Below are 25,237 nucleotides of genomic sequence, written 5' to 3'. Positions count from 1 at the left end.
TCTCGACAGCTGTCGGATGACATCGCCGGTGCTGGCCGACACCATGGATCCATGGCAGTCATCGACACCGAACGAACCTGGGAACTGGTCGAAAAGCGGCTTGCCGCAACGACAAATGAGCGGCACCGGATGGTCCTCGGTGCCGTGCTGCACCACATGAAACTGGAGCGCGATGCCGATCTCGACGGGTTGATCGACACGTTGAGCGCGAATCCGAACTATCACTTCTGGATGGACGGCCAGGATTTCGGTCCCAAGGGCCGCGATGGGGTCCGCACCTACTACGCCGGTCTGGTGCGGGGGCGGATGAGCGTCATGGAGTTCGAGATGGATCGCCTTCTCGTCGATGACAATTGCGTTGTCACCGAGGGATTTCTCAAGCAGATCTATCCGGGCGCGGTGGCCCAGGGCATGGGATTCCCGATCGAGGACCCCAGCGCCGACTACCTCTTGGTGTTCCGCCAGCTGGTGCTCTGGCCCGTCGATGCCGACGGTCTCATCGAGGGCGAGGACTCGTACCACTCGGGTCCGGTGAGCATCACCAAGCTGACACCCGAGGAGCTGCCTCAGGAGTACCGGGACCTGCTGGGTGCATCATCGGCGCTATGACCACTGCGCCCCGGGCCGATATCGCGGCCATGCTCTTGGACCGCGTCGGCGACAGCCATCCCGGGCTGCGTACTCGCGACCAGGATTGGACATGGGACGAGGTGGTCGCCGAGTCTGCCGCACGGGGTGCGCTGGCGCGGAAACTGAGGATCGATGGGCCGTTTCACATCGGTGTGCTGTTGGAGAACGTGCCCGACTTCGTCTTCTGGCTGGGCGGCGCCGCATTGAGCGGGGCCACGATCGTGGGCATCAACCCGACACGTGGGCAGGCGGAGATGGCCGAGGAGATCCGTCACACCGATTGCCAGCTGATCGTCACCGACGGTGCGCACCTGGGGCGGCTGCAGGGCCTCGACTTGGGACTGACGGCCGATCGTTTCCTGGTCATCGACAGCCCCGAATACCGGCGGCAGCTTGACCAGAATCGCACCGCAGCAGCATCTTCCGGTGATGTGGGTGCGGATTCGTTGCTTCTGCTGCTGTTCACCTCCGGCACCACCGGAGCCTCCAAGGCGGTGAAGTGCAGCCAGGGACGGCTGGCGCAGATCGCGTATTTGGCCACCGAAAAGTTCGGGCATGTGCGCGCCGATGTCGACTACTGCTGTATGCCGCTGTTCCATGGCAACGCGTTGATGGCATTGTGGGCTCCGGCGCTGGCCAACGGTGCCACCGTCTGTTTGACGCCCACCTTCTCGGCGTCACGTTTCTTGGCCGATATCCGGTTCTTCGCCGCCACGTTCTTCACGTATGTCGGTAAGGCGCTGGGCTACCTGTTGGCCACACCCGAGCAGGCCGATGATGCCGACAATCAGCTGGTACGCGGATTCGGTACGGAGGCCTCACCCGAGGATCAGGCCGAGTTCCGCAGACGGTTCGGTGCGGATCTTTTCGAGGGCTATGGCTCCAGTGAGGGCGGGGGAGCGGTGGCGCTGGATGCGGGGGCGCCTCCGGGCGCGCTGGGGCGCCCCGCTCACGACGGGGTGGCGATCGTCGACCCCGATACGTTACAAGACTGTGCAGCAGCCGTTTTCGATGAGCATGGGCGGGTACTCAACGCCGATGCGGCGGTCGGCGAGATCGTCGACAAGAAGGGGCGGCGCGGTTTCGAGGGCTACTACAAAAATGACGGCGCCGATGCCGACCGAATCCGCAACGGGTGGTACTGGACGGGCGATCTCGGTTATCTGGATGCCGCGGGCTTCATCTACTTCGCGGGCCGTCGTGGCGACTGGATACGGGTCGATGGCGAGAACATGTCCGCACTGACCATCGAGCGGGTGCTGCGGCGCCATCCCCTCGTGATCGCGGCGGCGGTGTACGCCGTGCCCGACGCGCGTTCGGGGGATCAGGTGATGGCCGCCGTCGAGGTGGCCGAACCGGAATCGTTCGATGTGGGTGAGTTCACCGAATATCTCTCGTCTCAGGAAGATTTGGGCAGCAAAGGTATTCCGCGCTTCTTGCGGGTATCGGCCAACCTGCCGGTTACCGGCTCCAACAAGGTGCTCAAGCGCGAGCTGCAGGAGCAGCGCTGGCATACCGATGAACTCGTTTTCCGGGGGGAGGGCAGGGGCATCCCGATCTTCCGGCGAATGAGCCCGGATGACAAAACCGCACTCGATGCTCAATTCACCGCATATGGACGACAGCGGCTGCTGTAGCGCGCAGTATGGAAACCGGTCAGCGAAAGGACAGCCCCATGCGATCTGGCGATGCGATTCGTGAAATCGACAGTGGCGCACCGATGAATAGATTTGCCCGGGGATGGCACTGCCTGGGTTTGGCAGAGACGTTCCATGACGGTCAGCCGCACGGTATCGAGGCATTCGGCACCAAGCTGGTGGTGTTCGCCGATTCGCAGGGAGAGGTCAAGGTGCTGGACGGATATTGCCGCCATATGGGCGGCGATCTTTCGCAGGGCACCATCAAGGCCGACAGTGTGGCGTGTCCGTTCCACGATTGGCGCTGGGGCGGTGACGGTAAATGCACGCTGGTGCCGTACGCCAAGCGCACTCCGAAGCTCGCGCGTACCCGCAGCTGGCCCACGCTGGAGGTAAACGGTCAACTCCTGGTGTGGCATGACCCGGAGGGCTCCGTGCCGCCACCCGAACTGGCCCCGCCCACGATTGATGGCTATGAAGATGGCAAATGGTCTGCTTGGCAATGGAATTCGATTCTGATCGAGGGATCGCACTGCCGGGAGATCGTGGACAATAACGTCGACATGGCGCACTTTTTCTATATTCACCACGCCTATCCCACGTATTTCAAGAATGTCATCGAGGGGCAGACCGCCAGTCAGTTCATGGAGTCCAAGCCGCGGCCCGACTACGTGCCCAACCCTGAAAAGCTTTGGGAAGGAACCGGTGTGCGCTCGGAGGCAACCTATTTTGGCCCCGCGTACATGATCGACTGGATTCACAACGATCTCGGCCCTGGGTTCACCGTCGAAGTGGCACTCATCAATTGCCACTATCCGGTGACGCACGATTCCTTCGTCCTGCAATGGGGTGTCGCCATCCAGGAGATGCCCGATCTACCACCCGAGAACGCGCGCAAGCTCGCCGCGGCGATGGCCAGATCGTTCGGCGACGGATTTCTGGAGGACGTCGAGATCTGGAAGAACAAGACGCGGATCGACAATCCCTTGCTCACCCAAGAGGACGGCGCGGTGTACCAACATCGCCGGTGGTACGAGCAGTTCTACGTGGATCTGGCCGATATAACCCCCGATATGACGGAACGGTTCGAGATCGAGGTGGACACCACGCACGCCCATGGTGTGTGGGTGCATGAGGTGGAGGAGAACCTGGCGGAGCGCGCCGCCACCGCGCACTCGCACTGATATCTCAGCTGCCGCCGACGCCCTCGGCGAGCTGAGAAACGCCGACCACCGCCAACAATGTCACCATGATCTGCCAACGGTAGGTCCGCACCCAGTCATGCAGTCGCCGCAGGGCCGCTTCGGTTCGGGTGGGAGCGGCCACGTAGCCGACGAGGATTAGCTCGACAACGGCGTACATCACCACGATGAAGGCGAGTGAGGCGCTGATCTGGGCGCCGATACCCGCCCGTGAGGCCACGATGATGGCCAGGATGATGAGGATGCCGTCCACCGGCACCGATATGAGGCCGACCACCCAGGCCACCCACAAGGCGCCGTTGTCCCACGCGTCGTGGATTCGGTGCAGCAGCCGGCGGGGTTGGTGCCCCGGTGCGGCAGAGCCGCCCTCCTGGTCGCGGCGCAGCAGCCGGGGAATTGTGAACGCTGTGTTCATCTCTGCCGTGTCGGTACGCTGCCGCGTCAGTGATCGCACCAGGATCACCCCGGCGATCGTCAACCCGAGCACACCCACAGCGATCTGTATGTGGCCCAGGGCGGTGCTCTTGGCCGATGTTGCCGAGCCGTCCGAGAACGATCCGAACAGTGGCGTGAAATGCAGCAGCGTCACCGGGATGAGCAACTCGGGAATGCACACCGTGAGACAACCGAGCCAGTAGGCGAACAGGTTCGGTCCCGGTCGTGGTCGCGAGATCATGAGAAGCGCAAGGCCCAGGCGCACCGGGTTGAGCGCGGCCAACATGGCCAATCCCAGTACTGATCCCCACATAGCGGAATTAGCGCCTGTGCTCTCGGGAATCCAGGCGCCGACGGTCGCGGGTCATGGCGTTCAGCATAACTGTCGAGCCAATTTCGGCCGGTGCGAATCTGACTTCTGGACAACAGTTTCGAGGCGACTGACGTGTCATTAGACAGTTGTCGGGAATGTGTCGTAGCGATGTAGCTTGCCCCGCCGTGTGTTGTCGCGTGACGTGAATGGGCCCCCGCTCGTGCTCCGATCATTCAGCTACGGATATGGGGTGGTTTGTTGTTGGTGGTAGCCATCGAGTGCGCTCGTGCCGGGCAAGCAACATGCGCGCCGGGATGGCCGCGTCCATGTCCGACACTCAAGTGGCGCACAGACTTTCCCAGATTCGTCCTACGGGCGAACCTACTGGCAGTGGGGCGAGGCGAGCTTGCTGGGTATGTATTCGGCTGCCTTTCCTTGGTGTGGCGATGGTTTATGGCGGCTGACGGTCCAGATGCGACAAAGTTCGCGCGGCGCGCGGGGCAACATTGGGGCGGCCGGATGTAGCAAACTGCTAGTGCGCCCCGAATCGGCTGGATGGCGGGTGGCGTGGCTCCTGGAAGGGTGTCAATGGTTGAGGTCGTTGAGAGTTGTACTTTTGCTGGCCGATCAGACACACGTATTATTCGGGAATCCATTATGCGAGAACGGAATTCTGGGTACAGACCGCTACATCAACCTGCGGTTGAAAACCCGTTAACACGTCGTTTGCAGGGGGGTGAAATGGTGGCGACCGGCTGATTTGACGCTAGGAATTACCTGTAGCTCGCCTGAAAGTTTCGCAAATTTCTGGCGGGGTACAGCTGATAGCTGTTAGAACTTCAGAAGACGACTTCAAGATCCAGACCAAGCGCGTCGCGCGTGCGGGCCGGTTGACACATCGGCTCGCAGGGGCGATTGATTATGCAGTGCTGCAACTGTATTCGGGTCGCGTGTAGCGCTATCGAAACTAACTGTCTCGATATGAAGGGCGATTAGCGGGAGCTCGATCCGTTCGGGGATGACAGGTGCAGGGCGGCGTACGCCGGACCGGCGATGTGCGGACCGCCTGAGCACGAATGACGGTAAAGCTGGGAGGGCTCAGTGGAACTCGACAATCGGATGCTTCCGCTGACACGAGAGCAATATGAGATCTGGCTGGCGCAACAGACGGGGCGGTTCGATACGGCCTGGCAGCTGGGTGTGTTCGTGCGGATCGAGGGCGCCATCGAACGTGACGTGCTGCAGCGGGCGATCCGCCATGTTGTCGGTGAAACGGAATCGCTGAGGGCATCCATCGTTGAGGTGGGCGGCCAGGTGTTCCAGACGGTGGTGGATGACCCGGACGTCGATATGGACTTCCATGACCTGAGAAGTTCATGCGATCCGGCGCGGACAGCCCGTGACCTAGCCGCGTCGATCCAGCGGACACCGATGCCGCTGGCGGGGCCGCTCGTCACATTCGCGCTTTTTCGGACGCGGGACGATGAGTACTACTGGTTCGCGTGCCCCCACCACATAGCCCTGGACGGCCTCGGTATTGCTTTGGTGGGACGCAGAATTGCCTCCGTCTACTCATCGCTGGCGGCCGGCATGGCACCGTCTGCGGCGTTCTTCGGTTCGTTGCGTGACCTTGTCGAGGGCGAGTCGGAATATGCGGCGTCCACCGACTATCTGGACGATCGGGACTATTGGCTGGGCAACCTGCCCTCCGGTGAGGAATCAGGTCTGCAGCCGCCCGAGATTACCGACGGGCGGGACCCCTATGCGCCGTCCGCGCCGGTTCAACTGGACTCATCGGTCATCGGCCGAATCAAGGAGCTATCCAAGGCGCTGCAAGTGCGGAGATCATCCGTACTGACCGCGGCCTGCGCGCTACTGGTGCACGGCTGGAGCGCGGACGGCTCCGATGAGGTGGTGCTCGACTTCCCGGTGAGCCGAAGGACGGATCCGCAGACCAAAGTGCGGCCCGGGATGCTTGCGGGAGTGGTGCCGCTGGTGTTGCATGCGCGGGCGCAGGCCACGGTCGCCGATTTCTGCCGTCAGGTGGATAGCAAGTCACGAGAGGCGTTGCGACACCAGCGGTTTCCGGTAAGTACCGTTGCGGCCGGGGATGACTTCCGCGGCCCGCGACAGGCGCCCAACCGAGTGGTGGTCAATTTCGTGCCGGCCAGGCTCACCCTGGACTTCGGCGGTGTGCCCGGCATCGCCACGTATACGACCTTCGGTCCGGTGGGGCACTTCGGTCTGTTCTTTCTGGGGTTTGGCGACGAGCAGTACCTGAGCACCGTGGGTGCCGGGCAGCCCTTCGCGAGTTTCACGGCCGGTGACCTGGTGGCGCGGTTGGAGCGGCTGCTGTCGGCGATGGCGTTCAACCCGGGAAGGCCGCTGTCCTCGCTGGATCTGTTGGGGGAGCACGAGCAGGCGGCCCTTGATAGGCAGGGAAACCGGGCCGTGTTGACCGATGCGGTCGCCGCGCCCGTCTCGATTCCCGAATTGTTTGCCGCGCAGGTGGCACATATTCCGAATGCGGTGGCGCTGACTTTTCAGGGCAGGTCGTCGACCTATCGAGAGTTGGACGAGCGCGCCAATCGATTGGCCCGGTATCTGATGAGTGCGGGTGCAGGCCCCGGCGGGTGTGTGGCGCTGATGTTGCCGCGATCGGCGGACGCGATCGTGGCGATCCTGGCAATACTCAAGGCCGGTGCGGCGTATCTGCCGATCGATCCGGCATTGCCCGTGGAGCGGATCGCATTCATGGTCGCGGACGCCGCACCCGCCGCGGTGATCACCACCGCCGCCCTGGCGGACCGATTCGGCGAATTCGATGTGTTGTTGATCGACCCGGGCGATCCCGCTATCGGCGCTCACCTCGCCGATGCGCCGCCGGCGCCGCATCCAGCCGATCTTGCCTATCTGATCTATACCTCGGGCACCACAGGCGTACCCAAAGGTGTTGCGATACAGCATTACAACGTGACTCAGTTGTTCACCTCGCTGGACCCGACGCTGCCGCCCGCGGGCGTGTGGTCGCAGGCGCACTCGTACTCGTTCGATTTCTCGGTGTGGGAGATGTGGGGTGCGTTGTTGCGTGGCGGCCGCCTGGTGGTGGTGCCCGAGGAGATCACCCACTCCCCGGAGGAGCTGCACGCCCTGCTCGTGGCCGAGGGGGTCACGGTACTGAGTCAGACACCGTCGGCGGTGCAGATGCTGCCATCGCACGGACTGGACGCGACGGCATTGGTGATCGGGGCCGAGGCGTGCCCTGCCGAGGTGGTGCGCCGGTGGGCGCCGGGACGCCTGATGGTCAACGCCTATGGTCCCAGCGAGACGATGATCTGTGCGTCCATCAGTGCGCCGCTGACCGCGGAGTCGGTGGGCTCGCACGGCGTACCTATCGGTTCTCCGGTGCCCCGTGCGGCACTGTTCGTTCTCGACGAGTGGCTGCGGCCGGTGTCCGCCGGCGTGGTCGGCGAGCTGTATGTGGCGGGCGCCGGGGTGGGCGCCGGATATGTGGGCCGGTCGGCCATGACCGCGTCTCGCTTCGTGGCCTGCCCCTTCGGGGAGCCCGGCGATCGGATGTACCGCACCGGGGATTTGGTGCGCTGGCGTGACGACGGTCAGCTGGACTATCTGGGCCGCGCCGACGCGCAGGTGAAGATCCGCGGGTACCGGATCGAGCTCGGTGAAGTGCAGTCGGCCTTGGCCGCACTGGACGGGGTGAAGGCAGGGGTGGTGATCGCCCGTGAGGACCGCCCCGGCTACAAGCGGCTGTTCGGCTACATCACCGGTTCGGCGGATCCGGGCGAGGCGAGGAGCGCGCTGGCCAAGGTGCTGCCCGATTACATGGTGCCGGCCGCGGTGATGGTCGTGGAAACGATCCCGATGACCGTCAACGGCAAGCTTGATGTCCGCGCGCTTCCCACACCGGAATTCAGTGCCGGCGAGTATCGCGCGCCGGGGGATTCGGTAGAGGAAGTCCTTGCGAGTATCTACGCCGAGGTGCTCGGCCTTGAACGTGTGGGTGTCGACGAGTCCTTCTTTGAGCTGGGGGGCGACAGCATCTTGTCGCTTCAGGTGGTGGCCCGGGCACGCGCGGCCGGACTGTCCTGCCGCCCGAGAGATGTCTTCGTGGAACAGACGGTTGCCCGGCTGGCCAGGGTTACCAATACGATCGGCGGTGCAGCTGCGGTGGTCGACCTGGGCGTGGGGCCCGTTCTGCCCACACCCATCATGCGCTGGCTACAGGCGGCCGATGGTCCGATCGACGAGTTCAACCAGACGGTAGTGCTGCAAGCACCTGCCGGTGCGGTTGAGGACGATGTGGTAAATGTCCTGCAGGCCTTGCTGGATCGCCACGCGATGCTGCGGCTGTGCGTTGCCGATGACTGGTCGCTGCAGGTGCCGGACGTTGGCTCGGTGAGTGCCCGCCAGTGCCTCCATGCGGTGACCGCGTTGACCGATGAGACGCTGCGGCAAGCGCGGTCGCGGCTGAATCCTGAACGTGGGGCAATGCTCAGCGCACTGTGGATCGAAACCCGCGGCGAATTGGTGATGATCGTCCATCATCTTGCCGTCGACGCCGTGTCGTGGCTGATCCTGTTGGAGGACTTGAACGTTTCGTGGTCGCAGGTGTGTCTGGGGCTCCCGGCGGCGCTGCCCGCCACCGGCACCTCATTCGCGCGCTGGGCGGCTGTGCTGACCGAGCATGCGCACCGGCAGGAAGTCCTTGCTCAACTCGCGGCCTGGGAGGCGCTGGCGGCGACGCCCCCGGCGCTTCCCGCGGCGCGTGCGGTCACCGATACCTACGCCACCGCCGGGCGCCTGTCGGTGCAGCTGGATACCGAGACCACGGGCATTCTGCTCGGCGAGGTCCCGGCAGCTTTTCACGCTGGCGTACAAGATATTCTGCTGATCGCCTTTGGGCTGGCGTGGGGCGAGTTCTTGGAAGGCACGGGGTCCGCCATCGGTATCGACGTCGAGGGCCACGGCCGCCATGAAGAACTGGCCGCCGATCTCGATCTGTCGCACACCGTGGGATGGTTTACCAATAAATACCCGGTATCGCTGCCTGTTTCGGGCCTACGTTGGTTGCAGGTGCGCGCCGGGGAGGCCGCGCTCGGATCTGCGATCAAAGAGGCCAAGGAACATCTTCGTTCCCTTCCTTACGGTTTGGGCTACGGACTGCTGCGCTATCTCAACGACGATGTAGATCTGGAGAGTCCTGACCCGTCGATCGCGTTCAACTATCTGGGGCGGCTGGGGGCAGCGGCCGGATCGTTCGGTGATGGCTGGCGGCTCGGCCAGGACGGGTTGTCGGTGATCGGCGCCGCCGAAGCGGTACCGATGCCGTTGACCCATACCGTCACATTGAACGCGGGTGCGGTAGACACCGGCGATGGCATGCGGCTTCATGCCGAATGGACTTGGGCAACGTCGGTTCTCCAGGACGATGAGATCAGCAGGCTGGCGGAGCTCTGGTTCGAGGCGCTGTCCGGGATCTGCACGCATGTGCGGTCGGGTGGGGGCGGTTTGACGCCATCGGATATCACACCGGCACGTCTGAGTCAGCCGCAGATCGATGAACTGCAACGGCAGCACGAGATCGCCGACATCCTGCCGTTGACGCCCTTGCAGCAAGGGCTGTTCTTTCATGCCAGCACCGCACAGGCCGGGAACGATATGTACGCGGTGCAGCTGGATTTCACCCTTACCGGCCCCTTGGACCCGGACCGGCTACACGACGCGATACGCACAGTGGTTGGCCGGCATCCGCATCTGGCGGCCCTGTTCAACGATCAGTTCGAGGAGCCGGTACAGGTCATCCCCGCCGATCCGGCCGCTCAGTGGCGGTATGTGGATCTCGGTGAGGACGACGGCGAAAGCGGCGACCTGATCGACCAGTTGTGTGGAACCGAGCGCACCGCGGTGTGCGACCTCACGAATCGATCCGCGTTTCGTGCCGCATTGATCCGCACCGGTGCGAACCGGCATCGATTCGTGCTCACCAGCCATCACATCCTGCTCGATGGCTGGTCACTACCGATCGTGCTGCGGGAGATATTTGCCAGCTACTACGGGCAGCGCCTCGCCGCACCTGGTTCCTACCGTGCGTTTCTGACGTGGCTTGCCGACCGGGACCTGGATGCGGCCCGCGCGGCCTGGAGCACGGTGCTGTCCGGTCTGGAAACCCCCACCCTGGTTGGGCCCAAGGATCGTCTGGCCCAGGGACGCAGGGAATTCGCGTCGGTCCGAGTGGATGAGCAGACCACCCGCGCCTTGAGCGAATTGGCACGCGCCTGCCGAACAACCCTGAGCACGGTGCTGCAGGGCGCATGGGCAATGGTGCTGACGTCGCTGACCGGGCGGCACGACGTCGTCTTCGGTACGCCGAGGTCACGCGTGGGCCAATTGGAGGTGGCGGACGCCGAATCAATGGTTGGCCTGCTGATCAATACGGTGCCAGTACGCGCCGAAATCGGACCCACCACAACCACTGTCGACCTGCTGGCGCAGCTCCAAGACGCCCACAACGAAACCCTCGAGCATCAACATCTGGCGCTGGGCGAGGTTCACCGCGTGACGGGTCACGAGCAGCTGTTCGACACGCTCTTCGTCTACGAGAACTACCCCATCGACAGCGGCATGATGTTGGGTGCCGACGGCTTGACCATCGCGGAGTTCGCCAACAGGGAATACAACCACTATCCGCTGACGGTAGAGGTGCTGCCCGGCAGCGAGCTCGGTCTACATGTCGAGTACGACGCCGAAGTGTTCGACGCCGAGAGTGTCGCGGCGATCACCAGGCGGTTGCGGCGAGTGCTGGCCGCTATGACCGCCGATCCCACCCGCCAACTTTCTTCGGTAGCACTGCTGGACGACTCCGAGCGTGAACTGGTGCTGTCGGGCTTGTCCGGTGCGGGTGCGACCGCACCGATAGGAGTGGCTCCGCAGCTCCTGGCTGCTGCGGTGGCGGCACATCCGGACAGGCCGGCGGTGGTGCACGGCGCCCGTGAGTTGTCGTACCGGGAGCTTGATGAGGCATCGAACCGGTTGGCGCGCAGACTGGTTGATGCCGGCGTGGGGCCGGAACGCGCGGTGGGCGTGGCGGTGGATCGCCGTGCCGAGCTGGTGATCGCGTGGTGGGCGGTGGTCAAGGCCGGCGGTGTCTACGTGCCGGTGGATCTGGATCATCCCGTGGAGCGCGTCGCCGCCGTGCTGGGTGCGGCGGGTGCGGTATGCGTATTGGCCTGTGGCGCCGACGATGTGGCTGCCTGCGCAGGTCTCCCGCTGGTTCGGGTCGATGGGCCAGAGTTGTCCGGATACTCTGCTGGGCCGATCAGCGACACCGATCGGCTGTCGGCATTAGGCGTCACGGACACCGCGTACGTGATCTTTACCTCGGGTTCCACGGGCGCTCCCAAGGGGGTGGCACTGAGTCACGCGGGGTTGTTGGGTTGGGCTGCCGCCCAATGTGAGCTGTTTGGCTTGGGCACCGGCGCGCGGGTCTTGATGGTGGCCTCGCCGACCTTCGACGCCTCGGTCGGCGAGATGTTGTTGGCGGTCGGCGCGGGAGCAGCCTTGGTAGTGGCGCCGCCGCAGGTCTACGCCGGTGAGGCGTTGACCTCGCTGATGCACAGCCGGAAGGTCACCGCGGCGATCTTGACGCCCACGGTGCTCTCGACACTGGATCGGGCCAGACTCGATGAGCTGCAGACACTTATCGCGGTCGGTGAGGCCTGCCTTCCGGAGTTGGTGGATGCCTGGGCGCCGGGCCGGCAGATGTTCAACGGGTATGGCCCCAGCGAGACCACCATCTGGGTCACCTGCGCCCGGCTCCGGGAGGGGCGTCCGATACGCATTGGGGACCCGATCGCCGGGGTGCGTGCGCTGGTGCTCGATGCCTGGCTCAATCCCGTCCCGGTCGGTGTGGTGGGTGAGTTGTATCTGAGCGGGCCGGCATTAGCTCACGGGTATCTGAGCCGGACCGACCTGACCGCGGAACGGTTCGTGGCGAATCCCTTCGGAAGTTCGTACGCGCCCGAAGGGGATCGGATGTACCGCACCGGCGACCTGGTGCGGTGGACCATCGAGGGCACGCTGGATTACCGGGGCCGCGCCGACGGCCAGATCAAACTGCGCGGCCAGCGCATCGAATTGGGGGAGATCGAGAACACCCTGCTGGCCTGCCCGCAGGTTACCCAGGCGGCGGTCGCGGTGCGGGAGAACGCAACCGGATCCCATCTGGTCGCGTATGTGACACTCGACTCCTCGGCCGCGGTCGGCGATGACGCCGGAGACGTCCAGGAGTGGCAGCAGCTCTACGACGAGTTGTACGGAGCCGATATCGAATCCGGCTTCGGTATGGACTTCCGAGGCTGGAACAGCAGCTACACCGGCGAGGCGATTCCGCTCGACGAGATGATCGAATGGCGCGGGGCCACTGTCGATCGCATCATGTCACTGAGTCCGCGCCGGGTCTTGGAGATCGGCGCGGGGTCCGGCCTGCTTCTGGCCGAGATCGCGCCACAGTGCGAGGAGTACGTCGCCACCGATTTTTCGCCAGTGGCCATCGACAGCCTGGCACATGCGCTGCGGCGGTTGAGGCTTCCCTGGTGTGACCGGGTGCGCCTAATGACCCGCCCGGCTCATGTCACCGAGGGGCTGCCCCGGGCGCACTTCGACACCATCGTGCTCAACTCGGTGGTCCAGTATTTTCCGAACGCGGGGTACCTGTCGGAGGTCCTCGACGGCGCCATGGAGCTACTCGCCCCCGATGGAGTGGTGTTCGTTGGCGACATTCGCAACCATGCGCTGCAAGGGGCGTTCCAGACCGGCATCGCGGTGGGCCGCAGCGCCACGACAACGGCCGCCGAGATCCGTCAACGGGTCCGTCATGCCATGCTCGGTGAGACTGAATTGCTTTTGGCGCCAGAATTTTTCACCACATGGGCGCAATCCCGGCCCTCGGCGTGTGGGCTCGACATCCGTATCAAACGCGGTTGGGCTGACAACGAACTGAACCGGTATCGGTACGACGTCGCCATCCACAAGGAGCCCGCATCCACACGTTCGGTGGCCGCTGAGCCCACCGGCACCTGGGTGGGCCTGCAGGAATTGCGGGACACGCTGATATCCGGACGCCCCGCGGCCGTTCGCGTCATCGATATCCCGCGCGCCGGACAGATCGATGACGTCAGGTTGGAGGCCGCGCTGGCCGCGGGACTGCCCGTCGCCGAGGCACAGTGGGGAAACGCCGCGGAGCCCATGGCCGTGGTTCCCGAGGAACTACATCGTCTCGGCGCGGAGGTCGGATATCACGTCGCGGTGACCTATGGTGGTCGACCCGGCACGCTCAGCGCGGTATTCCTCGCGGACCGCGGCGCACAGAGCCCGGCTCTCACTGATCTGTATCTGCCGCCGGACCAGGCACGGCAGCGCATCAGCCACGCCAACGATCCCCGAACCAACACCAAGATCGGCGAGGTACGCGAGCGGCTGAGTGCCTGGTTGCCCGAGTACATGGTGCCGACTCACATTGTGGCGCTGGAGGAATTCCCACTCACCGCCTCGGGCAAGCTCGATCGTCGGGCCCTGCCCGCCCCCGACTACCACGATGCCGATCGTTACCGGGCCCCGGCGGGTGTGGTCGAGGAGATACTGGCCGGGATCTACGGGCAGGTGCTCGGCCTGGAGCGGGTGGGTGTCGACGATTCCTTCTTCGATCTCGGTGGCGATTCGCTCTCAGCGATGCGGCTGATCTCGGCGGTGAACGCAAGTCTGGGTGCCGATCTCGGGGTCAGGTCGGTGTTCGACGCGCCCACGGTTGCCGAGTTGTCGGGACTGCTGGGCGCGGATGCCGGTGGCCGGGAGCCGCTGGTGGCGGCGGAGCGGCCCGCCGTGATTCCGCTGTCGTTTGCCCAGAACCGGCTGTGGTTCATCGATCAGCTCCAGGGGCCCTCACCGGTGTACAACATCGCGGTGGCGCTACGTCTGCACGGGCGCCTCGATGCCGACGCGTTGCGTGCGGCACTCGTCGATGTGGTGGATCGCCACGAGAGTCTGCGTACGGTTTTCGCGGCACAGAACGGAACACCACAACAGGTGGTGATCTCCGTCGAGCAGTCGGGCTTTGCTTGCGCGGTCGTCGACGCGCGCGGCTGGTCGCAGGACAGGCTGCGGGCGGGCATCGATGCGGCAGCCCGCTACACCTTTGACCTGACCAATGAAAGTCCTTTACATACAGAGCTGTTCACCATTACTGAAGACGAACACGTGCTGGTCGCGGTGGTTCATCACATCGCCGCCGATGGATCGTCGATCACCCCGTTCGCCATGGATCTTGGGGTGGCGTACGCGAGCCGGCACGCCGGCCGGGCACCGGAGTGGGCACCGCTGGCAGTGCAGTATGTGGATTACACGATCTGGCAACGCGCGCATCTGGGCGAACTTGAGGATCCACACAGCCGCATTCGCGCACAGCTGGACTTCTGGCAGGACACCCTCGCGGGCCTGCCTGAGCGGCTGCAGCCGCCGACCGACCGGCCTTACCCACAGGTGGCCGATCATCGGGGAGCCCGCGCGGTGGCAGATTGGCCGGCCGAGCTCCAGCAGCAGATTCGCCGGGTGGCGCATGAGTACAACGCCACCAGCTTCATGGTCATCCAGGCGGCTTTCGCCGCACTGCTGTCCAAGATCACGGCGAGTTCGGATGTGGCTGTTGGATTCCCCATCGCCGGCCGGCCCGACCCGGGGCTCGACGATCTGGTCGGGTTCTTCGTCAATACCCTGGTGCTCCGGGTTGACCTCGCCGGTGATCCGACCTTTGTCGAGTTGCTCGCTCAGGTACGGCGGCGCAGTCTGGCCGCTTTCGATCACCAGGACGTGCCCTTCGAGTTCCTGGTGGAGCGTCTCAACCCCGTCAGGAGTCTGAGCCATCATCCGGTGGTGCAGGTGCTGCTGGGCTGGGAGAACTTCCCCGGGCACGGCAACAACCCGGCGGCCGCGATGACGCTGGGCGACCTGCGGGTCACCCCGATGCCTGTGCACACCGACACGGCCCGTATGGATTTGGCCTTCTCGCTGGCCGAGCGTTGGACGGAAACCGGTCAACGCGCCGGGATCAGCGTGGTGGCAGAGTTCCGCACGGACGTATTCGACGCCGAGACCATCGAGGCGTTGATCGACCGGCTCCGAAGAGTATTGACGGCCGTTACCGCCGACCCGCGACGTCGGCTGTCCAGCGTGGAACTACTCGACGGCCCCGAGCGCACCCGGCTGGCCACCTGGGGCAACGAGCAGGCACTGGACCGCACCGTCATGCCGCTGACCGTCGCCGGGCTTTTCGCGGCCCAGGCCGCCCGCACCCCCGATGCGGTGGCGGTCACCTCGGCAGGTCAGACGCTGACCTACCGCGAGCTGGAAGAATCGGCGAACAGGTTGGCACACCTGCTGATAGCGAACGGTGCGGGTCCGGGCAAGTTTGTCGCGCTGTTGTTCTCCCGCTCGGCGGAGGCCATCGTGGCAATTCTGGCGGTACTCAAGTCCGGCGCGGCGTACCTGCCCATCGACCCAGCGCTGCCGGCCAGCCGGATCGAGTTCATGCTCACCGACGCGGCGCCGATGGCGGCCGTCACCACCGCGGTACTCGCCGGAAAGCTGGACGGGTTCGGGCTTTTCGTCATCGATGTGAAAACGGCCGTCGTAGAGACGATGCCGAGCAGCGCACCGATAGAACCCGCACCGGATGACCTCGCCCACATCATTTATACCTCTGGTACTACCGGATCGCCCAAAGGTGTTGCGGTGACGCAGCATAACGTTGCCCAGCTGTTCGACGGGCTGGATATCGGGGTGGCGCTCAGCGCCGGGCAAGTGTGGACCCAATTCCACTCCTACGCCTTCGATTTCTCGGTGTGGGAGATCTGGGGTGCGCTGCTGCACGGTGGGCGGCTGGTGGTAGTACCCGATTCGGTATCGCGCTCTCCGGAAGAGTTTCACGCGTTGTTGCTCAGCGAGGGCGTCACTGTGCTGACCCAGACGCCGTCGGCGGTGGGCATGCTCACTCCCGCAGGACTGGATTCCGTGGCGTTGGTCATCGGGGCGGAGCCTTGCCCGCCGGAGCTGGTGGATCGGTGGGCTCCCGGACGAGTGATGGTGAACGTCTACGGCCCAACGGAAACCACGATGTGGGCGTGCAAGAGCGCCCCGCTGCAGGCGGGATCAGGATTTCCGCCGATCGGGTCGCCGGTAGCGCGGGCCGCATTCTTCGTCCTCGATGACTGGCTCACGCCGGTTCCGGCCGGTGTGGTCGGTGAGCTGTATCTCGCGGGTGAGGGGGTAGGTGCCGGGTACTGGCGCCGGTCCGCGCTGACCGCCTCGCGCTTTGTCGCCTGCCCGTTCGGCAAGTCGGGTGCGCGCATGTACCGCACCGGCGATCTGGTGTGCTGGGGCTCGGACGGCCAGCTGCGCTATCTGGGGCGCGCCGATGAGCAGGTGAAGGTTCGCGGGTACCGCATAGAACTCGGTGAAATCCAGTGTGCACTGGCCGATCTGGGCGGGGTAGAACAGGCGGTGGTGATCGCGCGCGAAGACCAGCCCGGCGATAAGCGTCTGGTGGGTTACGTCACCGGCTCGGTAGACGGCATCAAGGCGCGTGCCGCGCTCGCCGACAGGCTTCCGGCCTACATGGTGCCTGCCGCGGTTGTCGTGTTGCAGGCGCTGCCGGTGACCGTCAACGGAAAGCTCGACACTCGGGCCCTGCCGGCCCCCGGCTACCAGGACGTCGATCACTATCGTGCCCCCGTCAATCCCACCGAGGAGATCTTGGCAGGCATATACGCCGAAGTGCTCGGAGTGGAGCGGGTGGGTGCCGACGACTCGTTCTTTGATTTGGGTGGCGATTCGCTGACCACGATGCGACTGGTCACGGCGATCAATACCGCGCTGCGTACCGATATCGGTGTGCGTGCGGTGTTCGAGTCGCCCACGGTCGCGCAACTCGCGCCCCGCCTCGGTGAAGCCAGTGGCGGGCTGGAACCACTGCTGGCAGTGCGGCGCCCGCCCATAGTGCCATTGTCGTTCGCGCAGAACCGGTTATGGTTCGTCGACCAGCTGCAGGGTCCGTCGCCTCAGTACAACATGGCTGCCGCGCTGCGGCTGCGGGGATCCCTGGACGCGGAGGCATTGCGTGCGGCGGTCTCCGATGTGGTGTCCCGTCACGAGAGTCTGCGCACGGTGTTCCCCGTGCGCGACGGGATACCCCAACAGGTCGTCATTGCCGCCGAGTTGGCCGACGTCGGCTGGGTGACGGTGGATGCCGCACGATGGCCGGAGCCGCAGCTGGACGCGGCCATCAAGGAGGCGACTCGCTACACGTTCGACCTTGCGACCGAGATACCGATGCGCGCCAAGCTGTTCCGCGTCGGGCAGGGCGAACATGTGCTGGTGATCGTGGTGCATCACATTGCCGCCGACGGTCTGTCGCTGGGTCCGCTGGGTTCGGATCTGCGATTGGCCTATGCCAGCCGCACGCAGGGGCAGCAGCCGGGATGGTCTCAATTGCCGGTGCAGTACATCGATTACACACTGTGGCAGCGTGCCCAGCTCGGCGAGCTGGAAGATGCTGGCAGCCGTATCGGCGCTCAGCTCGCCTACTGGCAGGACGCTCTTGCCGGGATGCCGGAGCGGCTGCAGCTGCCCACCGACCGGCCGTACCCGCCAATGGCCGATCAGCGCGGTGCGACGGTACCGGTGAACTGGCCATCCGAGCTGCAGCAGCAGGTACGGAAAGTGGCGCGCGAACACAATGCCACCAGCTTCATGGTGGTGCAGGCCGCGCTGGCCGCGCTGTTATCCAAGATCGGCGCCAGTAACGATGTGGCGATTGGTTTTCCGATTGCCGGACGCAGAGATCCCGCTCTGGATGAGCTTGTCGGATTCTTCGTCAACACGTTGGTGTTGCGGGTCGATCTGAGTGGGGATCCTACCTTTGGCGAGCTGTTGGGTCGGGTCCACGTGAGCAGCCTGGGAGCATTCGAGCATCAGGACATCCCGTTCGAAGTGTTGGTGGAAAGGCTGAACCCCGCACGGAGCCTGACCCACCATCCGTTGGTACAGGCGATGCTGGCCTGGCAGAACTTCGCCGGCAATGACGATCCTGCGGCGGGTCTGGCGCTGCGTGGGCTTGAGGTCTCGTCCGTTCCGCTGGAAAACCATTCGGCACGAATGGATCTGGTGTTCTCTTTGGCGGAGCGCTGGAGTTCGACCGGCGATCCGGCGGGAATCGGTGGGCACGTCGAGTTTCGCACCGATGTGTTCGATGCCCGCACTATCGAGGCGCTGGCGGACCGGTTGCGGCGCGTGCTGACAAATCTCACCGCGGACCCGGATCGCCGACTGTCCTCGGTGGATCTGCTCGATGAAGGCGAACGTGTCCGTTGGGATGAACTGGGTAATCGCTCGGTGTTGACGCGGATGGCATCCGGGCAGCCCTCGATTCCACAGTTGTTCGCCGCGCACGTGGAGCGCATCCCGGCGACGGCAGCGCTGGTATGGCAGGGCAGGTCCATGACCTACCACGATCTGGACCGAGCGTCGAATCGGTTGGCGCACCATCTGATCGGTGCCGGCGTCCGACCGGGTGATCGGGTGGTGGTGATGCTGCCGCGTTCGGCAGAGGCCATCGTGGCGATTATGGCGGTGCTCAAGTCCGGGGCGGCATACCTACCGATGGATCCCGCGTTGCCCGCCGAACGGATAGCGTTCATCCTCGCCGATTCGGGGTCGACGGTCGCGGTGAGCAGCACGGAACTGGCGCACCCACTGCGTAGCCATCACATGACGATCCTCGACGTCGAGGACCCCCGGATCGGTGCCCAGCCCGGCACCACGCCGCCGGCGCCGGAGGCGGCCGGTGTGGCTTATCTGATCTACACCTCGGGCACCACCGGTGTACCCAAGGGAGTTGCGGTGACGCACCGTAACGTGACCCAGCTGTTGGGCACCCTGGACGCGGGATTGCCCGCTGCCGGGGTGTGGTCACACAGTCATTCGCTGGCGTTCGATGTTTCGGTGTGGGAGATTTTCGGCGCGTTACTTCGCGGTGGTCGCGTGGTCGTCGTGCCGGATCCAGTAGCGCGTTCGCCCAAGGATTTTCACGCCCTGTTGGTATCGCATGAGGTAAGCGTCCTGACGCAGACCCCCTCCGCGGTTTCGGTCTTGCCCCGCGATGGGCTGGAATCGGTGTCGTTGGTGATGGCCGGTGAGGCCTGCCCGGCCGAAGTGGTGGAACGCTGGGCTCCCGGACGGGTGATGGTGAATGCCTACGGACCTACCGAGACCACGATGTGTGTGGCGATCAGTGCGCCCTTGATGGTGGGGATGGGTACACCGCCGATCGGGTTCCCGGTGGCCGGGGCCGCCCTGTTGGTCCTCGATGATTCCCTGCGGCCGGTAGCGGCGGGGGTTGTCGGCGAGCTGTATGTGGCCGGTCACGGTGTCGCCGAAGGGTATGTCGGTCGCACCGGATTGACGGCATCGCGTTTCGTGGCGTGCCCGTTCGGAGGACCCGGAGAGCGGATGTACCGGACGGGCGACCTGGTGCGCTGGCGTGCCGACGGCCAGCTGGACTATCTGGGCCGCGCCGATGAGCAGGTGAAGATCCGTGGATATCGCATCGAGCTGGGCGAGATCCAGTCCGTGCTGGGCGGTCTGGCCGGTGTCGAGAACGCGGTGGTGATCGCTCGCACAGAGCAGACCGGTGACAAACGCTTGGTCGGATACGTCACCGGATCGGCCGATCCGGTGACGACACGTGCCGCACTGGCCGAGTTGCTCCCGTCCTACATGGTGCCCACCGCGATTGTGGTGTTGGACGCCCTGCCGCTGACATCGAATGGCAAGCTCGACATTCGTGCGCTCCCGGCGCCGCAGTACGCCACCGGCGAGTATCGCGCCCCGGAGAATCTGACCGAGGAAATCCTGGCCGGGCTCTATGCGGATGTGCTCGGCGTAGAGCCTGTCGGTGTTGACGACTCATTCTTCGACCTCGGCGGTGACAGTATTTCGGCGATGCGTCTTGTCGCGGCGATCAACGCGAATTTAGGCATCGGCCTGGCCGTCCGTACAGTTTTCGAGGCTCCGACGGTTGCCCAGCTGGCGCCCCGCATCGGCGAAGGTGCGGCGGGGCAGCAACCCTTGGTGGCGGGGGAGCGGCCGGCGGTCGTACCGCTGTCGTTCGCGCAGAACCGTTTGTGGTTCCTGGATCAGCTGCAGGGCCCCTCGCCGGTCTACAACATGGCGGTGGCATTGCGCGTGGATGGGCCGCTCGATGCCGCGGCCCTGGGCTTGGCGCTCGCCGATGTGGTGTCGCGACACGAGAGTCTGCGCACATTCTTCAGCGCACCCGACGGAACCCCACGCCAGGTCGTGGTGCCCGCCGAGCTGGCCGACTTCGGTTGGGGCATTGTCGATGCCGTCGGATGGGGAGCCGGCCGGGTCGGCGAAGCCGTGCGGGTCGTGGCGCAGCACACCTTCGATCTAGCGAACGAGATTCCGATGCGGGCAAGGATTTTCCGCGTCGCACGGGACCAGCACCTGCTGGCTGCCTCGGTTCATCACATCGCCGCGGACGGCATGTCGGTCGCACCGTTGGTGCGCGATCTGGGGACGGCCTACGCGGCACGGTGCACGGGTGGGGCTCCGGACTGGTCGCCGCTCCCGGTGCAATACATCGATTACACCCTGTGGCAGCGCGCCCAGTTCGGCGACATCGACGACGTGACGAGCCCCATCGGCGCGCAGCTCAATTACTGGCGCGATGCCTTATCCGGCATGCCGGAGCGGTTGCAGCTGCCCACGGATCGGCCATATCCGACCGTCGCCGATCAACGGGGCGCCACCGTATCGGTGGACTGGCCGGCGGAGGTGCAGCAGCGGATCGCCCGGCTGGCGCGCGAGCACAACGCGACAAGCTTCATGGTGGTGCAGGCCGCACTGGCCGTCCTGTTCTCCAAGATCGGTGCTAATTCCGATGTCGCGGTGGGTTTCCCGATCGCAGGCCGGCGCGATCCGGTACTCGATGACCTCGTGGGATTCTTCGTCAACACCCTGGTGCTTCGGCTGGATGTCGCCGGAGACCCGACATTCACCGAATTGTTGGCGCAGGCGCGGCGACAGAGCCTGGCGGCCTTCGAACATCAGGATGTGCCGTTCGAGGTGCTGGTTGAGCGGATCAATCCCACGCGGTCGCTGGCCCATCATCCACTGGTTCAGGTGACGTTGGCGTGGCAGAACTTCGCCGGGCAATCGGACCCCGCCGCGGGCCTGGCTCTCGGTGATGCCCGGGTCTCGGCGATTCCGGTCGATACCCACACCGCTCGTATGGATTTGGTGTTCTCGCTGGGCGAACGCTGGAGTGAGTCCGGTGATCCCGCCGGAATCCGTGGCACCGTCGAGTTCCGCACCGACGTTTTTGATGCGGCGTCGATCGAGGCGATGCTCGGACGGCTGCGGCGAGTGTTGATGGCAATGACCGACGGCCCTGGCCGCCGACTGTCCGCGGTGGACCTACTCGACGATGCCGAACACGCTCATCTGGATGTCATCGGGAATCGGGACGTGCTGACCGGTGTGGCGCAACCGCACGCGTCCATTCCCGAGGTGTTCACTTCTCGGGCCGCGAGCACACCTGGGGCCGTGGCGCTGACCTTCCAAGACAGGTCGATGACCTATCGGGAGCTCGATGACGCGTCGAATCGGTTGGCGCACCTCCTTGTTGGACAGGGGGCGGGTCCGGGCCGGTGCGTGGCGTTGATGCTGCCGCGCTCGGCGGAGGCCATCGTGGCGATTCTTGCGGTGCTCAAATCGGGGGCCGCCTATCTACCGCTCGATCCGGCGCTACCGGCCGCGCGGGTCGGCTTCGTCCTGGCCGATGCGGACCCGGTCGTAGCGATCAGCAACACCGAACTGGCCGGCCATATGACGAGCCACGGCGTGCACGTGCTCGACGTCGAAGATCTCCGGGCGCGGACTCAACACGGCACTGCCCTGCCGATGCCTGCTCCGGACGACATCGCCTATCTGATCTACACCTCGGGGACCACCGGTGTTCCGAAGGGCGTTGCGGTCACCCATAACAACGTGACTCAGCTGCTCGCTGCCGGGGACTCCGGGCTGCCTCCGGGCCGGGTGTGGTCACAGTGGCATTCGCTGTCGTTCGATGTCTCCGTCTGGGAGATTTTCGGCGCGCTGTTGCACGGCGGGCGACTTGTCGTGGTTCCTGAGGATCTGACACGCTCACCCGAGGAATTGCATGCGTTGCTGGTCGCCGAACAGGTCAGTGTGCTCAGTCAGACGCCTTCGGCGGCCGGGGCACTGTCGCCCGCGGGGCTGGACTCGATGGCGTTGGTGGTTGCCGGCGAGGCGTGCCCTACCGAGGTGGTGGATCGGTGGGCACCGGGCCGGGTGATGGTGAATGCCTACGGACCTACCGAGACCACGATGTGTGTGGCGATCAGTGCGCCCTTGACCGCAGGTTCGGGAGCGCCGCCGATCGGGTCGCCGGTACCGGGGGCTGCGTTGTTCGTGCTCGACGAATCGCTGCGCCGGGTCCCGGTCGGGGTGATCGGTGAGCTGTATGTCGCGGGATCAGGTGTGGCAGCTGGTTATCTCGGCCGCAGCGGGCTGTCGGCAGCACGTTTCGTGGCGTGCCCGTTCGATGAAACGGGTACTCGCATGTATCGCACCGGTGACCTGGTGCGCTGGCGTACCGATGGCCAGCTGGACTACCTGGGCCGTGCCGATGAACAGGTCAAGATCCGCGGCTACCGTATCGAATTGGGCGACGTCGGTGCCGCCCTGGCCGCACTCGACGGGGTAGACCAGGCGGTGGTGGTCGCCCGCGAGGACAGTGCCGGGGGTAAGCGCCTGGTCGGCTACATCACCGGAACGGCCGACCCCGCTGCCGCGCGCTCGGCGCTGACCGAGCACCTTCCGCCCTACATGATTCCCTCGGCGGTGGTGATGCTCGACGCGCTACCGTTGACCCCGAACGGCAAGCTGGATGTCCGGGCGCTGCCCGCGCCGACCTACCAGAGCCTCGACCGGTATCGGGCGCCCGACAGCGCGATCGAAGAGGTCTTGGCCGGCATTTACGCGCAGGTGCTGGGGCTTGATCGTGTCGGCGTCGACGAATCTTTCTTCGAGCTTGGCGGAGACAGTATTTCGTCAATGCAGGTGGTGACGCGGGCGCGGGCCGCGGGCTTGACCTGCCGACCGCGGGATATCTTCGTCGAACAGACAGTCGCCCGGCTGGCCCGGGTAGTCGAGGTTTCCGACGGGTCGACCGGCATGGCGGACCAGGGCCTCGGGCCCATCCTGGCCACCCCGATCATGCGCTGGCTACAGGCCTCCGAGGGGCCGATCGATGAGTTCAACCAGACGATGCTGGTGCAAGCCCCGGAGGGTGCCGACGCGTCCGATGTGGCGATAGTGTTGCAAGCCTTGCTCGACCGCCACGCCATGTTGCGTCTGCGGGTTGACCCGGATTCGGACGGTTGGGCGTTGACGGTGCCTGACAACGGCACGGTGAATGCTCACGACTACCTGCAGTCAGTCGATGAGCTGACCGACGATGCGGTGGTGCGGGCCCGTTCGCGATTGAACCCGCAGACGGGCGTGATGCTCAGCGCGATCTGGGTGGGTGCCACCGGGCAACTCGTGGTCATCATCCACCACCTGGCCGTCGACGCGGTGTCCTGGCGAATCTTGTTGGAAGACTTGAATATCGCCTGGATGCTGCATCGTTCCGGTCAACCCGTGGTGTTGCCCGTCGCCGGAACGTCTTTCGCTCAATGGGCAAGGGTGCTGTCTGAACGGGCGACCCATGCCGATGTCGTTGAGTGTGCCGATACCTGGAAGGCGGTGTTGGCAACCCCCGCTGCGGTGCCTCCCGTGCCGTCCGGCACCGATACCTTTGCCACCGCCGGACATCACGCGGAGGACTTGGACACCGAACTCACCATGCCGGCGTGCACGAGATCTTGCTCATCGCTTTCGCCTTGGCCACAGCGGAGTTCGTGGGAAGCGGCCAAGCCGTCGGTATCGACGTCGAAGGTCATGGTCGTTCCGAAGAGCTCGATCAATCCGTCGACTTGTCCCGTACCGTCGGCTGGTTTACCGCCAAATACCCGATATCGCTGTCGGTTCCCGGTGTGGAGTGGCCACAGGTGGTTTCGGGACATCCTGCGCTGGGCGCGGTGATCAAGAATGCCAAGGAGCAGCTTCGCGCTCTTCCGGACCCGCTCACCTTCGGACTACTGCGATACCTGAATCCGGACGCGAATCTGCGGGGCGCCGACCCGACGATCGGATTCAACTACCTGGGGCGTCAGGGTCGTGCGGCCGCACTCTCCGAGGCATTGTGGCGGCCGGGACCGCAGGACTGGACAGGTGCCGGTGCGGCGAGTGAGATACCGATGCCCCTGCCGCATACGGTCGAGCTGAACGCGGTGACCGTCGAAACCGATGGGGGCCCGGTACTGTACGCGAACTGGACCTGGGCGACCTCGGTTCTCGACCACGGCCAGATATGCCGGTTGAGTCGCCTATGGTTCGAGGCGCTGGCAGGGATCTGCGCCCACGTGCGCTCCGGGGGCGGCGGATTGACGCCCTCGGACATCGTGCCCGCGCGCCTGAGCCAACACCAGATCGACGAGCTGGGGGACCACCGGCAGATTGCCGACATACTCGCGTTGACTCCGGTGCAGCAAGGCCTGCTCTTTCACGCCAGCACGGTGGCGGGCAGCGCGGATCTGTATGCGGGGCAATTGGATTTCGCGCTCACCGGCCCGCTTGACGTCGATCGTTTGCGTGATGCGGTGCAGACCATGATCACCAGGCATCCGCATCTGCTGGCGCGGTTCTGCGGCCAGTTCGAAGAGCCGGTGCAGATCATTCCCGCCGAACCCGTCGTCCCGTGGCGATACGTCGAAGTTGACGGCGACACCGACGAGCCCATTGAT

5 protein-coding genes and 1 pseudogene are annotated in these 25,237 nt (G+C 64.9%); 5 read left to right on the top strand and 1 reads right to left on the bottom strand.

Going from position 1 to position 25,237, the window contains the following annotated elements; translation table 11 throughout:
* Positions 1-51 precede the first annotated feature (51 nt).
* From ABG82_RS20480 to ABG82_RS20470, 3 genes are read left to right on the top strand one after another with little or no spacing between them, the layout of a single operon-like run.
* Entirely contained in the window at positions 52-609 is a 558-nt protein-coding gene (locus ABG82_RS20480; protein ID WP_043077725.1) for a nuclear transport factor 2 family protein, read from the top strand.
* Positions 606-2,267, top strand: a complete 1,662-nt coding sequence (locus tag ABG82_RS20475) for an AMP-binding protein (protein ID WP_043077724.1) — start codon at positions 606-608, stop codon at positions 2,265-2,267. The genes ABG82_RS20480 and ABG82_RS20475 overlap by 4 nt, the downstream gene beginning before the upstream one ends.
* Positions 2,268-2,305: 38 nt before the next feature.
* Positions 2,306-3,451: a Rieske 2Fe-2S domain-containing protein gene (locus ABG82_RS20470; RefSeq protein WP_043077766.1), complete on the top strand. Its 1,146-nt coding sequence runs from the start codon at positions 2,306-2,308 to the stop codon at positions 3,449-3,451.
* Between the two features lie 4 nt (positions 3,452-3,455).
* Here the strand turns inward: ABG82_RS20470 and ABG82_RS20465 are convergent, their stop codons facing one another.
* A complete protein-coding gene (locus ABG82_RS20465) occupies positions 3,456-4,217 on the bottom strand; it encodes a GAP family protein (protein ID WP_043077723.1) in 762 nt (253 codons plus the stop codon).
* Between the two features lie 1,119 nt (positions 4,218-5,336).
* Here ABG82_RS20465 and ABG82_RS29345 point away from each other — a divergent pair.
* Positions 5,337-24,476, top strand: coding sequence for an amino acid adenylation domain-containing protein (locus ABG82_RS29345; protein WP_409370871.1), 19,140 nt, complete (start codon positions 5,337-5,339; stop codon positions 24,474-24,476).
* Positions 24,428-25,228, top strand: a pseudogene (locus ABG82_RS29340) (condensation domain-containing protein); the annotation flags it as partial. The gene ABG82_RS29345 and the pseudogene ABG82_RS29340, both read left to right, overlap by 49 nt.
* Between the last annotated feature and the right edge of the window lie 9 nt (positions 25,229-25,237).

Origin of the sequence: Mycobacteroides immunogenum, assembly GCF_001605725.1 — a bacterium.
In the GTDB taxonomy this organism is placed as follows: Bacteria; Actinomycetota; Actinomycetes; order Mycobacteriales; family Mycobacteriaceae; genus Mycobacterium; species Mycobacterium immunogenum.
The sequence above is the reverse complement of the archived record's forward strand: the minus strand, read 5'-3'. Positions and strand labels throughout refer to the sequence as shown.